The sequence below is a fragment of the Lysobacterales bacterium genome, from assembly GCA_016721845.1.
GTDB lineage: Bacteria > Pseudomonadota > Gammaproteobacteria > Xanthomonadales > Ahniellaceae > JADKHK01.
The window spans coordinates 195,093-209,534 of sequence record JADKHK010000005.1 but is presented as its reverse complement, the minus strand read 5'-3'; the positions used below and the strand labels follow the sequence as shown (position 1 = coordinate 209,534).

At 63.8% G+C, this 14,442-nt stretch carries 15 protein-coding genes; 1 reads left to right on the top strand and 14 read right to left on the bottom strand.

Going from position 1 to position 14,442, the window contains the following annotated elements:
- Positions 1 to 11: 11 nt before the first annotated feature.
- Positions 12 to 1,478, bottom strand: coding sequence for a wax ester/triacylglycerol synthase family O-acyltransferase (locus tag IPP28_03345; protein ID MBL0040088.1), 1,467 nt, complete (start codon positions 1,476 to 1,478; stop codon positions 12 to 14).
- 146 nt (positions 1,479 to 1,624) lie between these two features.
- Here IPP28_03345 and IPP28_03340 point away from each other — a divergent pair, with 146 nt between their 5' ends.
- Positions 1,625 to 2,641 carry a 3-oxoacyl-ACP synthase III gene (locus tag IPP28_03340; protein ID MBL0040087.1) on the top strand — a complete coding sequence of 339 codons (1,017 nt, stop codon included), beginning with the start codon at positions 1,625 to 1,627 and terminating at the stop codon, positions 2,639 to 2,641.
- A 222-nt stretch (positions 2,642 to 2,863) separates the two neighbouring features.
- Here the strand turns inward: IPP28_03340 and IPP28_03335 are convergent, their stop codons facing one another.
- From IPP28_03335 to IPP28_03275, 13 genes are all read right to left on the bottom strand, one after another.
- A complete protein-coding gene (locus IPP28_03335) occupies positions 2,864 to 4,129 on the bottom strand; it encodes an FG-GAP repeat protein (protein MBL0040086.1) in 1,266 nt (421 codons plus the stop codon).
- Between the two features lie 102 nt (positions 4,130 to 4,231).
- Positions 4,232 to 4,690 (bottom strand): nuclear transport factor 2 family protein, encoded by a 459-nt coding sequence (locus tag IPP28_03330; protein MBL0040085.1) that lies wholly within the window; start codon positions 4,688 to 4,690, stop codon positions 4,232 to 4,234.
- The gene (locus IPP28_03325; GenBank protein MBL0040084.1) at positions 4,690 to 6,120 is read right to left on the bottom strand and encodes a M20 family metallopeptidase; all 1,431 of its coding nucleotides are present in this window, start codon (positions 6,118 to 6,120) and stop codon (positions 4,690 to 4,692) included. Before IPP28_03325 ends, IPP28_03330 begins: the two co-directional genes overlap by 1 nt.
- Before the next feature lie 120 nt (positions 6,121 to 6,240).
- Positions 6,241 to 6,663 (bottom strand): F0F1 ATP synthase subunit epsilon, encoded by a 423-nt coding sequence (locus IPP28_03320; protein ID MBL0040083.1) that lies wholly within the window; start codon positions 6,661 to 6,663, stop codon positions 6,241 to 6,243.
- A 24-nt stretch (positions 6,664 to 6,687) separates the two neighbouring features.
- Positions 6,688 to 8,094 carry a F0F1 ATP synthase subunit beta gene (gene atpD, locus IPP28_03315; GenBank protein MBL0040082.1) on the bottom strand — a complete coding sequence of 469 codons (1,407 nt, stop codon included), beginning with the start codon at positions 8,092 to 8,094 and terminating at the stop codon, positions 6,688 to 6,690.
- 63 nt (positions 8,095 to 8,157) lie between these two features.
- Complete coding sequence (atpG, locus tag IPP28_03310) at positions 8,158 to 9,021, bottom strand: F0F1 ATP synthase subunit gamma (protein ID MBL0040081.1); 864 nt, start codon at positions 9,019 to 9,021, stop codon at positions 8,158 to 8,160.
- Positions 9,022 to 9,033: 12 nt separating this feature from the next.
- Entirely contained in the window at positions 9,034 to 10,581 is a 1,548-nt protein-coding gene (locus IPP28_03305; GenBank protein ID MBL0040080.1) for a F0F1 ATP synthase subunit alpha, read from the bottom strand.
- A 67-nt stretch (positions 10,582 to 10,648) separates the two neighbouring features.
- A complete protein-coding gene (locus IPP28_03300; GenBank protein ID MBL0040079.1) occupies positions 10,649 to 11,182 on the bottom strand; it encodes a F0F1 ATP synthase subunit delta in 534 nt (177 codons plus the stop codon).
- Between the two features lie 2 nt (positions 11,183 to 11,184).
- Positions 11,185 to 11,655, bottom strand: coding sequence for a F0F1 ATP synthase subunit B (locus IPP28_03295; protein MBL0040078.1), 471 nt, complete (start codon positions 11,653 to 11,655; stop codon positions 11,185 to 11,187).
- A gap of 94 nt (positions 11,656 to 11,749) precedes the next feature.
- Entirely contained in the window at positions 11,750 to 12,028 is a 279-nt protein-coding gene (gene atpE, locus IPP28_03290; protein MBL0040077.1) for a F0F1 ATP synthase subunit C, read from the bottom strand.
- 62 nt (positions 12,029 to 12,090) lie between these two features.
- On the bottom strand, positions 12,091 to 12,930 hold the full coding sequence (atpB, locus tag IPP28_03285; protein ID MBL0040076.1) for a F0F1 ATP synthase subunit A: 840 nt from the start codon (positions 12,928 to 12,930) through the stop codon (positions 12,091 to 12,093).
- 10 nt (positions 12,931 to 12,940) lie between these two features.
- Complete coding sequence (locus IPP28_03280; protein MBL0040075.1) at positions 12,941 to 13,309, bottom strand: hypothetical protein; 369 nt, start codon at positions 13,307 to 13,309, stop codon at positions 12,941 to 12,943.
- 147 nt (positions 13,310 to 13,456) lie between these two features.
- On the bottom strand, positions 13,457 to 14,404 hold the full coding sequence (locus IPP28_03275) for a hypothetical protein (protein MBL0040074.1): 948 nt from the start codon (positions 14,402 to 14,404) through the stop codon (positions 13,457 to 13,459).
- Between the last annotated feature and the right edge of the window lie 38 nt (positions 14,405 to 14,442).

Sequence of the window (14,442 nt, the reverse complement as noted above, 5' to 3'; positions counted from 1 at the left end):
CGTCGTCTTGCTCATGCCTTGCTCCGTGGGCGTGCGGCCGGCTTGCGCTTGCGCACTGGCTTGGGGGCCAGGCGGGCCGCGGCAAGGGCCTTCAATTCATCATATTCAGCAGCGAGTGCGTCGATCAGCGCATCGAGATCGGGCACCGCGCGCGCGCAGGCCACCAGACCGAAGTCCAGCGCCTTTTCGTAACTTTGTACCGTGATGTTCAGGGCCAGACCGTGCGTAATCGCCGAAATCGGGTGGTAGGCGAGCATGCGCGCTCCAGCTAGGAACAAGGTCACCGGCGAACCCGGCACGTTCGAAATGATCAGGTTCACCGGCAAGGGCACGCGTTCGGCCAATTTCGACTTCGCATACAACTGCGCCAACCCGGACACGATCCATGGCGCACCGAGCGAGGGGTAGTCGGTCGGGATCAGCGACTTGTAGCTGCTGGTCGCCTGCTTGAGTTCGGCCATGCCGACCTGGACCGCGGCGAGTCGATCCTCGGGCTTGGCGTGCTGGGTGCCGAGGTGACAGGGCAACATCGTCACCTGATTGTTCGCGCTGGTGTCGCCCTTTTCCCGCAGCGACACCGGAATCGCTGCGATCAGTGACGCCTTCGGCAACTCGCGCTGCGCCTTCAGGTAGCGCCGAAGGGCACCCGAACACAAGGCCAGCAGCAGGTCGTTCAGCGACGCATCCAGCATCGCCGCCACCGATTTGAATTCGGGCAGCGGCAATGACCAGGTGCCCACGGCGCGCGAGGCATCGATGGCGACATTGAAGCGTGTGCGCGGCGCCAGCCAGCGGTCGACCAGCGCGGTCGGCGTCTTCAGCGCATCGCGCAACTTGCCGGCGCCGCTGCTGGCCATCTGGGCGATGTCCGGCAGCGATTTCGCGAGCTTGGTGTATTGCGCCAAGGTGTTCGTGAACAGCATGCCGAGCTTGCGGCGCACGCCCGGCGGCGGTTTGGGTTCCTTGTGGGACGGTGGCGACACGGTGCGTGGCACCGGCCCGAGATCAAGCAGTGCATGCGCCAGCGCAACACCGGCAGCGCCATCGAGGGCGGCGTGGTGGACCTTGGTGAACAAGGCGAAACCCCCGTCGCGCAAGCCTTCGATGATCCAGAACTGCCAGAGCGGCCGCGAGCGGTCGAGCGGCTCGGCATGCAGCTTGGCGACCAGCTTTTCCAGTGCGGCCAACGATCCCGGTTTGGGCAAGCGGGCATGGCGGACATGTTGTCCGAGGTCGATCTCGTCGGCATTCACCCAGATCGGGTGGCCGAGGTCGAATGGCATCAGCGCGAGTCGCTGGTTGAGCACGCCGGACAAATGCAGTCGACCGGCCAGATGCGCGCGCACATGCTCGATCAGCGATCCGTCGATCGATTCGGGATACGCAAACAGCGCCAGAGCCCCGACATGCATCGGCGCTTCCGGTGTTTCGATGTAGAGGAATCCGGCGTCGAGACCACTCAGACTGCGGATACCCATCACTGCTCCCGACGATTGAGGCCGCCGGAGCTTGGCGCAAGCGCCCGGACTCGTCAAAACCGGGGACGTGAAACAAGGTGCCCCGGTTTGCCCGCTCTCCGCAAAGCCGCTAGCCTGCGCGTCCGCTTTCGCATCGTGGAACTTCCATGCTCTACAAGCACGTCGCCATCGCCAGCGTCACCCATGTCGAGGCGCCGATTCGCCTGTCCTCGGTCGACATCATGGCGCGCTTGCAGCCGACGCTGGATCGCCTCGGCATCCGCGAAAACCTGCTGGAAGATATTGCCGGCATCCGCGAGCGACGCATGTTCAGCATCGATACGATGCCTTCCGATGCTGCGACCATGGCCGCACAGAAGGCCATCGCGGAATCGGGCGTGCCGCACGAGAAGATCGGCATCCTGGTCAACACATCCGTGTGCCGGGACTACCTCGAACCGAGCACGGCCAGCATCATTCACGGCAACCTCGGTCTGGCCGATACCTGCCAGAACTTCGATGTCGGCAATGCCTGCCTCGCCTTCCTGAACGGCATGGACATTGCCGCCCGCATGATCGAGCGTGGCGACATCGAATACGCGCTGGTGGTCGACGGCGAAAACTCGAATGCGATCACCGAGCACACGATCCAGCGCCTGCTTGGTCCGGACGTCACCGCCGAACAGTTCCGCAACGAATTCGCGTCGCTGACGCTGGGCTCCGGCGGCGCCGCGATGGTGCTGGCGCGCGCCGAGCTCGCTCCGGATGGCCATCGCTATCTCGGCTGCGTCACCCGCGCCGCGACCAACTTCTCGCACCTGTGCCGCGGCAATGTCGACCGCATGGTCACCGATACCCGTACCTTGCTCGTCGAGGGCCTGAAGCTCGCGGCCAAGACCTTCCAGGCCGCACGCGCGGCGCTCGGCTGGGCCAGCGAAGAACTCGACGAATTCGTCATCCACCAGATCAGCAAGGTGCACACCAGCGCCATCTGCGAACTGCTCGGCATTGACCCGAAGAAGGTGCTGACGGTGTTCCCGGAGTACGGCAACGTCGGCCCGGCCTCGGTGCCGATCGCGCTCAGCCGCCTCAAGGAAATGGGCCGCCTGCAGAAAGGCAAGCGCATCGGCCTGATGGGCATCGGCTCCGGCCTGAACTGCTCGATGGCGGAAGTGGTCTGGTAATCCCGACCCCCATAGATTGAACGACAACGGCGCGAGCAATCGCGCCGTTTTTGTTTGCGGATGCAGTCGCCGGCCTACATCAGCCGCCGCTCCGCAGTTTGATGACCGCGCATTGGCATCAATCGTGTCCGCAGTCTGGAAGCGGACTTTCGAATTGCCTGTCAGCGAGCCACACAACTTCAATTCACGGTGGTACTCGAGACCGGGGTGAGGTCGCTCGACTTATCGGATCGGAAAGCTCCAGCTGCAAGCGTAGTAGTTGTATGAGCCCGGAACCTCCGTACCGGTTCCGCAGCCTGCCATCTGGCTGAGCAGGGCCCCGGACGACATCAGTTTCATCGAGCCGCTCTCCCAGTTGTTCAAGTCGACCGGTCGTTGCCATAGCACCGAGGTCTGGCCGTTGGTGGCGTGCGTCTTTACCAAGGCCTGGTTCTGGTAGAGATGATCGACGTGCCACAGGTAGTAGTAGCCGGCGTCGTAGACGACATCCAATGCGAGTCCGAAGGTTACGTTTGTGCCGGTCACATCGGGCAGTGTCGGGGTCAGGTCCAGCTCAAGCTGGAACAGGCCATCGACATAGCGGAACACTTTCGTACCGTATTGCCAGACCGGATCGGGCGGTGAGACCGCGCCCGGTGCATTGCCGCTGACGACGACCTTGATTTGTCCGTCGATCGGAATCGCCGTGATGCCGTAGATCGGCTTGTTCTGCATCTCCGCTGGAAACCGGGTCGCGTCCAACTGGAAGGTGCCATCCCCGCGTCCCCACAACACGAGCGGGCGACCGAACCCCTGGCTCCCTGCTGCGGGCGCGACCGTCAGGATGTCCTGGTGACCGTCGCCGTCGATGTCGGCGACCGTGGCGCCATGGGAGTAGATCATCGGCATGTCCAGGCGGTTGATGAGGTAGCGGCCGTTCGATTGGCTCAGCACGACGAACTGGTCGGAGAGTCCGTCGGTTTGCGAGTCCGTCACGAAGTCCACTCCGGTGCAGGTCAGGAAGACATCGGGGCGTCGGTCATGGTTGAAGTCGGCCACCTGCAGATAGTTCGGCTGGATGCAGGTGAAGCGCGACTGCCCGTCTGCAAGCAACGACATCGTGCGCTCTTCCCATCTGCCATCCGCCAACCGGTGCAGAAAGTACAGCTTGGACGGCGAGTCCGGCATGTGGTTTGGGTTGAACTGCGGAAACGTGTTCCGCCAGAACGCGCTGAACGCGATCGCGCCCACGGTGCCATCCTGGAAGAAGTCGGCGAAGGCCACCGCCCGAGCCCAGAAGTAGGTCTCCTGCGGTTCGAGGGCGGTCGAGGCGACGTCGCTCAGGTAAGGCAAGCGCGGGTTGTCGATGCCGGCGTTGTGCTTGTTCTCGTACGAGGTTGCCCACAGTCGCGGTTCTTCGAAGCCATCGACGAGGATCGCTTGGCCGAAAGCCAGGGATGACGCAGTGGCGAAGACAACGAAGAGTGCAGATCTATGGAAAGGAAACATCGCGTCTCCCGAGTCGAACCAGCCTTAATGCTCGATAGTCCACGGCGCAAAGCCGTCGAACATCAGCGTACCACTGCCATTTTTGCAGTTCTTCCGCACGAGTCAGTCCCGGCTCGACCAGTGGATGTGCACGATCTTCCAGCCGCCCTTGCGCTTCGCGAGCACCAGGGTTTCGGTGTTCTTGCTCGGCGACTGATTCGGCTTGGCGAGGGTCGATTCGGTCGCGATCCAGACGGCGCCGTCTTCGGCTTTGGCCACACGGCGCGTGATCGTCTGCGTCGCGTCGGCGAGGTACTTGGCATCGGCCGCGGCGTGGTGCGCGAAGTATTCGTCGCGCGAGGCTTCGACACCGCCGGATTCGAGCACGATCACGTCCTCGGCCAGCATCGATTTCGCGGCATCGAGATCACCGCTCGCGAGTGCATCGGCGAAGGCATCGGCGACGTCGACCGCCGCGATCGCCCTCGCATCGATACGCAGATCGACATCGATCGAGATGCGTCGCTCGGCCTGCGCCAGCGACGCCACACCCAGCAATGCGACCAGCGCGAGCGTGCGCATCAGGCCACCGTCGGCGAGCCGCGGTTGACGTAGTGGTCGGCGATCACCTTGGACATCGCTGCGGTCAGTTTCTTGCCGGTCGGGATGTGCAGGAACTCGTTCGGACCATGCGCGTTCGACTTCGGACCGAGCAGCCCGGTGACGACGAACTGCGCCTCCGGGAAACGGTCTTGCAGCATGCCCATGAACGGGATGGTGCCGCCCTCGCCCATCTGCGCCGACTTGGTGCCGAACCAGGTCTTCGATGCGGTATCGACGGTGTCCGCCAGCCACGGCACCAGCGACGGCGCCGCCCAACCTTGCGAGGACTTCTCGATGTCGAACTCGATCTTGGCGCCGTAGGGCGGATCCTTCTCCAGGATTTCCTTCAACTTGTTTGAAGCGACGATCGGGTCCAGTGTCGGCGGAATACGCACCGACAACTTCACGGCCGTGTACGGACGCAGCACATTGCCGGCATCTTCGAGCTTGGGCATGCCCTCGACGCCGGTCACCGACAAGGTCGGGCGCCAGGTGCGGTTGAGCACGAGTTCGGCGAGGTCCGAGTTCATCGGCATCACGCCCTGCGGCCACGGGAACTTGTCGTAGACCTGGGTGCCGAGCACGCCCGCCGCTTCCTTCGCGGCGCTGATGCGGTCGCTCGGGATGTCGACGTTCAGCACGTCGGCGGTGATTCGCCCGGTCTTCGAGTCCTCGATGCGGTCGAGCAGGTTGCGCAGGATCCGGAACGAGCTCGGCACGATGCCGCTGGCATCGCCCGAGTGCACTCCCTCTTCGAGCACGCGCACATTGAGTGTGCCGCCAGCGAGGCCGCGCAGGCTCGTGGTCAACCACAACTGATCATAGTTGCCGGCGCCGGAATCGAGACAGACCACGAGCGAGGGCCGGCCGATGCGATCGGCAAGATGATTGATGTAGAACGGCAAGTCGTAGGAACCCGACTCTTCGCAGCCCTCGATGACGATGACGATGCGCGAATGATCGATGCCGCGTTCGTTCAGGGCCATCACCGCGGTCAGCGATGCGAAGGTCGCGTAACCGTCGTCGGCGCCACCACGACCATACAACTTGTCGCCGGCGCGCAGCGGCTTCCAGGCGCCGAGATCGACATTCCAGCCGACCATTTCCGGCTGCTTGTCCATGTGCCCGTACATCAGCACCACGTCGTCGCCCTTGCCCGGAATCTCGATGAACAGCAGTGGCGTGCGCCCCGGCAGCTGGATGCGCTCGACCTTCATGCCGGTGACCGGCTGCGCGCGCACCCAGGTCTCGATCAGGTCCATCGCGGCCCGCATGTAGCCGTGGTCTTCCCAGGCCGCGTCGAACGCCGGCGACTTCGCCGGAATCTTGATGTACTCGGTGAGCTGCGGAATGATCTGGCGCTCCCACATCTCGTCGCAGAAGTCGTAGATCTTCTCGGCGTCCGTCATGTCCTGCTCCAGGCGAGTTCAAGACGCGCATTCTAGCGCGCCCGGTTTCTCCAACCCCACAAACGACAACGCCGACCTTGTGGGTCGGCGTCGGCGCGTCCTGTGGGGACAGTGTTGAACTCAGTGTTTGAGGTTCTTGCGCAGGCGTTCGAGGGCCTGCAGCTGGGCGACGGCCTGGGCGAGCTGGGCTTGCGCCTCGGCGATTTCCATCGCGTCGGTGCGGTTGGCCAGCAGTCTCTCGGCCTCGGACTTGGCCTTGCTGGCCGCTGCTTCATCAAGATCCTTGGCGCGGATCGCGGTGTCGGCCAGCACGGTCACGACCTGCGGTTGCACTTCGAGAATGCCGCCGGAAACGTAGAAGAACTGTTCGTCGCCATTTTCGAGAATGACGCGCACCTGGCCCGGCTTGAGGCGGGTGATCAGGGGCGCATGGCGCGGCGCGATGCCGAGCTCGCCCATCTCGCCGGTGGCAACGACCATCGTCACGGTGCCGTGGAAGATCTCTTCCTCGGCACTGACGATGTCGCAACGGATCGTGGACATATGGATTCTCCCGATGCGCGGTGATTAAACCGCGACACCCATCTTGCGGGCCTTCTCGAAGGCTTCGTCGATGCCGCCGACCATGTAGAAGGCCTGTTCCGGGAGCGCGTCGGCGCCGCCTTCGACGATCATCTTGAAGCCGCGGATGGTTTCCTTCAGCGACACGTACTTGCCGGGCGAACCGGTGAACACTTCGGCGACGTGGAACGGCTGCGAGAAGAAGCGCTCGACCTTGCGCGCGCGCGACACGGTCTGCTTGTCTTCTTCCGACAACTCGTCCATGCCGAGGATGGCGATGATGTCCTTGAGTTCCTTGTAGCGCTGCAGGGTCGACTGCACCTTGCGCGCGGTCTCGTAGTGTTCGACACCGACGACCAGCGGATCGAGCTGGCGCGAGGTCGAATCGAGCGGATCGACCGCCGGATAGATGCCGAGCGAGGCGATGTTTCGCGACAGCACGACGGTGGCATCGAGATGGGCGAACGTGGTCGCCGGCGACGGGTCGGTCAGATCGTCCGCGGGCACATACACGGCCTGGATCGAGGTGATCGAGCCGGTCTTGGTCGAGGTGATGCGTTCCTGCAGGGCGCCCATCTCGGCCGCGAGGGTCGGCTGGTAACCCACGGCGGACGGCATGCGGCCGAGCAGCGCCGAGACTTCGGTACCGGCCAGCGTGTAGCGGTAGATGTTGTCGATGAACAGCAGCACGTCCTTGCCCTTGCCGGACGCGTCCTTCTCGTCGCGGAAGTACTCGGCCATGGTCAGGCCGGTCAGCGCGACGCGCAGGCGATTGCCCGGCGGCTCGTTCATCTGGCCGTACACCATCGCGACCTTGTCGAGGACGTTCGAGTCCTTCATCTCGTGATAGAAGTCGTTGCCTTCGCGGGTGCGCTCGCCGACGCCGGCGAACACCGACAGGCCCGAGTGCGCCTTGGCGATGTTGTTGATGAGTTCCATCATGTTCACGGTCTTGCCGACGCCAGCGCCGCCGAACAGGCCGACCTTGCCGCCCTTCGCGAACGGGGCCACCAGGTCGATGACCTTGATGCCGGTTTCGAGCAGGTCATTCGAGGCCGCCTGATCTTCGTAGCTCGGCGCAGCGCGATGGATGACCCAGCGATCGTTCTCGCCGATCGGGCCGGCTTCGTCGATCGGATTGCCGAGCACGTCCATGATGCGGCCGAGCGTCTTGACGCCGACCGGCACCTTGATCGCTTCGCCGGTGTTGTCGGCGATCAAGCCGCGACGCAGGCCGTCGGTGGAACCGAGCGCGATCGTGCGCACGATGCCGTCGCCGAGCTGCTGCTGCACTTCCAGCGTGATCTCGGTGTTCTGCACCTTCAGCGCGTCGTAAATCTTCGGCACGGCGCTGCGCGGAAATTCGACGTCGACGACGGCGCCGATGATCTGTACGACTTTGCCCTGGTTCATGACCTATCCTCAAATTTGAATTCTTTGTGGTCGCGCCACGAGTGGCGCTCCTACAGACAGCACTTAGACCGCGGCAGCGCCGCCGACGATTTCGGAAATTTCCTGCGTGATCGCAGCCTGACGCGCCTTGTTGTAGACGAGCTGCAGGGTGCCGATCAGCTTGGTTGCGTTGTCCGAAGCCGACTTCATGGCGACCATGCGCGCGGCATGTTCGGAAGCCAGATTCTCGAGCGCGCCCTGGTAGACGAGCGACTCGACGTAGCGCGTCAGTACGCTGTCGAGGACGGTCGCCGGATCGGGCTCGTACAGATAGTCCCAGTCGTGCGCGGTTTCGAGCGTGTCCGAAGGCGGCAGCGGCAACAACCGGTCGGTTGTCGCCTTCTGCGTCATCGTGTTGACGAAATCGTTGTAGCAGAGGAACACGCGGTCGACGCGGCCCTCGGTGAAGCCATCCAGCATCACCTTGATGATGCCGATCAGGCTGGCGACCTGAGGATTCTCGCCGAGGTGCGTGACCGAACCGACCAGGTTCACCTTGAGACGACGGAAGAAGGTTGCGGCCTTCTGCCCGATCGCGACGATGTCGACTTCGACGCCGTTCTTCTGGTGCTCGCGGATCTCAGCCAGCATCTTGCGGAACAGGTTCGAGTTCAAGCCGCCGCAAAGGCCGCGGTCGGTCGAGATGACGACGTAACCGACGCGCTTGATGGTCGCGCGGTCCTTCATGAACGGGTGCTTGTAGTCCCCGTTCGCCTTGGCGATGTGGCCGATCATCTGGCGCATCAGGCGCGCATACGGGCGCGACGCACGCATCTTGTCCTGCGCGCGCCGGATCTTGCTTGCCGAGACCATTTCGAGTGCGCGCGTCACCTTGCGGGTGTTTTGCACGGACTTGATCTTGGTTCGGATTTCCTTGGTACCGGCCATGTGAGATCCCGTTTACCAGCTGCCCGTCTTCTTGAACTCGTCGAGCGCGCCCTTGAAGGTCGCTTCGATCTTGTCGTCCCAGTTGCCGGTCTTGGCGATGTCCTGCATCAGCGCACCGTGGTTGCTGTGCATGAACGCGTGCAGACCGGATTCGTAGGACAGGATCTTCGCGACCGGCACTTCGTCGAGATAACCCTTCTCGGCTGCGTAGACGGAGATCGCGAGTTCGGCGATCGACATCGGTGCGTACTGCTTCTGCTTCATCAACTCGGTGACGCGCTGACCGCGCTCGAGCTGTGCGCGCGTCGCTGCGTCGAGGTCGGAAGCGAACTGCGCAAAGGCCGCCAGTTCGCGGTACTGCGCAAGTGCGAGCTTCACGCCGCCGGACAGCTTCTTGATGATCTTGGTTTGCGCGGCGCCACCGACGCGCGACACCGAGATACCCGCGTTCACGGCCGGACGGATACCGGCGTTGAACAGGTCGGTTTCAAGGAAGATCTGACCGTCGGTGATCGAGATCACGTTGGTCGGAACGAAGGCCGAAACGTCGCCGGCCTGGGTTTCGATGATCGGCAGTGCCGTCAGCGAACCGGTCTTGCCCTTGACCGCACCATTGGTGAACTTCTCGACGTATTCCTCGCTGACGCGCGAAGCGCGTTCGAGCAGGCGGGAGTGCAGATAGAAGACGTCGCCCGGGTAGGCTTCACGGCCCGGCGGACGGCGCAGCAGCAGCGAGATCTGGCGGTAGGCCACAGCCTGCTTCGAGAGATCGTCGTAGATGATCAGCGCGTCCTGGCCGCGATCGCGGAAGTATTCGCCCATCGTGCAGCCCGAATACGGCGCGATGTACTGCATCGCCGCCGATTCCGAGGCCGAGGCCGCGACGACCGTCGTGTAGGCGAGCGCGCCGTGTTCCTCGAGCTTGCGCACGATGTTGGCGATGGTCGAGTTCTTCTGGCCGATCGCGACGTAGATGCACTTCACGCCCGACGACTTCTGGTTGATGATGGCGTCGATGGCCAGCGCCGTCTTGCCGGTCTGGCGGTCGCCGATGATCAGTTCGCGCTGGCCGCGTCCGATCGGGATCATCGCGTCGACCGACTTGTATCCGGTCTGCACCGGTTCCGACACCGACTTGCGCCAGATCACGCCCGGGGCGACCTTCTCGATCGGGGCGCTGACTTCGGAAACGATCGCACCCTTGCCGTCGATCGGATTGCCGAGCGCATCGACGACGCGGCCGAGCAGGCCCGGGCCAGTCGGCACTTCGAGAATGCGTCCGGTGGTCTTGACCGCGTCACCTTCACGCAGATGCTCATAGGCACCCAGCACGACGGCACCGACCGAGTCGCGCTCGAGGTTCAGCGCGAGCGCGAAGGTGCTGTTCGGCATCTCGATCATTTCGCCCTGCATCACGTCGGCCAGACCGTGGATGCGCACGATGCCATCGGACACCGACGTGATCGTGCCTTCGTTGCGCGCGGTCGCGCCGGTCTTGAACTGCTCGATGCGGTTCTTGATCAGTTCGCTGATTTCGCTGGGATTGAGTTGTGTGGCCATGACGATTCCCGAAAGGGTGAATGCTTGCTTGGTCTGTGCACGCCGGGCGTGCCCAGATTCGAATTCGTTACTGCGACAGGTCTTGCGCGAGGCGTTCCAGGCGACCGCGCACCGATGCGTCGATCACCAGTCCGGCCGCATTGATCAACGCGCCCCCGAGCACGCTCGGATCGACCTTCGCCTCGATCTCGATATCGCGATCGAAGCGCTTCTTCAGTGCCGCACCGATGGCGCTTGCCTGCGCCGATTCGAGCGCCACCGCCGTTGTCACGCGCACACGCAGCACGCGCTCCGATTCGCGCTTCAGATGCTCGAACTGCGCTGCGATTTCCGGCAGCAAGCCGATGCGGCGGTTGCCGGTCAGCTGGGCGATGAACAACGCAAATGCGCTATCCGACGCTTCGCCCTGCGGCAGGAACAGCGTGGTCAGCTGCTCAGGTGCGATGCGCGGGCTGCTGATCAGCGCCGACGCCTGCGGATCGGCGGCGACAGCGCTCGCAAAGGCCAACTTCTGCGACCAGTCGGCGACAGCACCGGCTGCCCGTGCGAGCTCGAAGGCGGCACGGGCATAGGGGCGAGACAGCGTTTCGCGCGTGCTCATCGTCAGATCTCGCCCGCAACCTGGTCGAGCAACTCACGATGCCGCGCGCCGTCGATTTCGCGACCGAGGATCTTTTCCGCGCCCTTCACGGCGAGGCTCGCGACCTGCGAACGCAACACTTCCTTCGCCTTCGACGACAGGTTCGCGATTTCGGCTTCCGCCGCGGCTTTCTGGCGCGCGGCTTCGGCGATCGCGTCCTGCTTCGCCTTGTCGACGATCTGGACAGCCTGCTGATGCGCCTTGTCGGTGATCTGGCTGGCGTCGACACGGGCCTTGCGGATCTCGTCGGCGACGCGGGCGTCGGCGTCGGCGAGTTCCTGCTTGGCGCGGTCGGCGGCGGCCAGGCCGTCGGCGATCTTCTTCTGGCGTTCCTCGATGGCGCTGCTCAACGGCGGCCAGATCTTGGTCGCAATGACCCAGATGAAACCGGCGAACATGAGCGCCTGCGCGAACAGCGTCAGGTTGATGTTCATGGCGTAATGCTCCGCTTGTGGACTTCGGCGACGGTGAATCCCGTCGCACGATCGAACCCGGGTGATGCGCGGCCGAAGCCGCGCATCAGACCGATCAGCCGCCGGCGATGGCGGAAGTGAGCGGATTTGCGAACGCGAACATCAGCGCGACGGCGAGCGTGATGATGAACGCCGCGTCGATCAGGCCGGCGGTGATGAACATGCGCACTTGCAGGACCGGGATCAGTTCCGGCTGACGCGCCGCCGATTCCAGGAACTTGCCGGCCATCAGGCCCATGCCGATACCGGCGCCGAGTGCGGCGAGGCCGGCCATGATGCCGATCGCGATGGCGGTCGAGGCGTTGATGGTGGCGATGAGGGCTTGAACGTCCATGGTGGTTCTCCGTCTACGGATTTGATGGAAAGAAAAAAGAAAACGAAAGGGTGGAACGGAACTCAGTGATGCTCTTCCATGAGGCTCAAATAAACGATCGAGAGCATCATGAAGATGAAGGCCTGGAGGATGACGATCAGGATATGGAACAGTCCCCAGGCCAGCCCGAGGACGGATGCGGCAAGCGCACCGGCAACGCTGACGCTGCCCAGCACCCAGATCAGCAGGAAGACGATCTCGCCACCGTACATGTTGCCGAACAGTCGCATCGCCAGCGACACCGGTTTCGACAGCAGCTCGACGATGTTGAGCAGGATATTGGCCGGGAACATCCACTTGCCGAACGGCGCCGTGAACATTTCATGCACAAAGCCGCCGATGCCCTTGGCGCGCAGCGCGAAGAAGATCATCAGGAAAAACACGGTGATCGACATCGCCAGCGTAGCGTTGACATCGGCGGTCGGGACCGGGCGCCAATGCACCTGATGCGGATCCATGCCGAAGAACGTGGCACCGACGAAGCCGGAAATCTTCGCGATGAAGTCGACCGGAATGAAATCCATCGCATTCATCAACAAGATCCAGCAGAACAGGGTGATCGCGATCGGCGTCACCAGCTTGCTGGTGCCGTGATACGCGTCCTTTGCCTGTCCGTCGATAAATTCGAGCACGATTTCGACGAAGGCCTGCCAGCGCCCGGGCACGCCGGAAGTCGCCTTGCGCGTCGCCAGCCAGAAGCCCAGGCACATCACCAGACCGAGCACGAACGACATCACCATGGTATCCGCGTGGATCGCCATGAAACCGTCTTTCGACACTTGCGGCGTGAGGTCTCGCGCGAAATGTCCCAGATGGTGCTGGATGTACTCGGTGGGCGTCAGTTTTTCGGCGTGATCCGACATGATTTGGGGCTCAATGAACTAATCCGGTTCCGATCCAGAAGCCCACCTGGGCGGCGATCACGCCAGACACCACGGGGACGACGGGCCAGTGCCAGACGCCGATGACCAATAACAGTCCCAGCGCCAGCGTGATCCATTGCAGGGCTTTGCCGACCAGCATCGAGGTGAGCGCGGTGCCCGGCGACCCGACCCCGCCGGCGAACATGCGCCAGCCGAACAGCAAGGTTCCGATCACCACCAGCGCACCGCCCACCAGCACCGCACCCGCGTGTTGCACCGAGACGAATGCGAATCCCAGGGCGACGAGCGACACCGACACCGCTTCCGCCATCGCGATCCGCGGGACTAAGGCGCGGCCTTGTGCAAGTTGCGTGCTCATGGCCGTGCGCTCGTGACGAATCTGCGGGAAGAGGCGGTACGACAATGCACCGACAAAGCCGGGGGATTTTAGCCGGCAAATGCTGGGGCGTGCAAGGCAAGGAAGTCGCTGTGCCGGGGGCTGGATGAACCCGCCAAGGACATCCGTTCAGGGGAGCGACGGGCGCAGGCGGAAACGCTCGCTCGGGTCGAACCGGCGCGCAAACTGACAGAGCCAGTCCCAGTGCAGGTCCGGATGGGTGAAATCGACCCAATGCCCGCCGGAAAACGCCAGATGGCGGACGGTTCGGTCGGCGACCCAGCCCTGGGCCGGAAATCGTACCGAATCGCCTTCCGCGTAGGTTCGCAGCGGATCCGCGTCGCCGACCAGCACCTGCACCGGCAAACGCGGGAATGCCTGGCGCAGCGCAGTGTTGCAATCCGTCTCACTGCGACCGGCACAGGCCAGACCGGCAAGCACCCCTGCATTGACGGCGACCGCAGCGAATTGCCGCCGCCCGAAAGCGGGATGCACCGGGTTCAACACGACATCCAGCGCAACGTGGCCACCGGCCGAAAACCCCCACAGATAGCGCCGCGCACGCTCGATATCGAAGTGCGATTCAAGGTCATTCATCACCGCCGCGATCACGTCGTAGTCGGTCGGCGCGTCGCCCGCCGCGAGCGGCGCGACCCAACTGCCGCGACTGCCGCCGGCCACCGGCGAGACGATGGCGAAGCCATGGCGCCGCGCCGCGTCGATCCAGAGGTCGCGCACGATCCGCGCTTCGTTGCGCGCGTTGGCGGGCGAGCCGGCGCTGCCATGCAGGGTCACGACCACCGGCATCGGACCGGCATCGGCCAATTCCGGCACGAACCAGAAGTACTCGCGATGCGCATAGGCCGGATGGGATTCGAACCCGGGTACCGCGATGTAGCCACTGCCGCTGCCGAACACGCCGCCGCTGCCGCGCGAGGGCCAACTCGGCCACGGCTCCTCGAACCCGTCGCCACGGGCGCCGGGTTCGGCACACGCGGCGTCCGGCAGGCGCACGATCTGCGCCTGTGCGGTGGCCGTGATCCACCAAAGTGCAAGCAATCCGAATATGCGCAGCATGTGCGGCCCGACACGCCTCCCGCGCGGCTTCGCGCTAG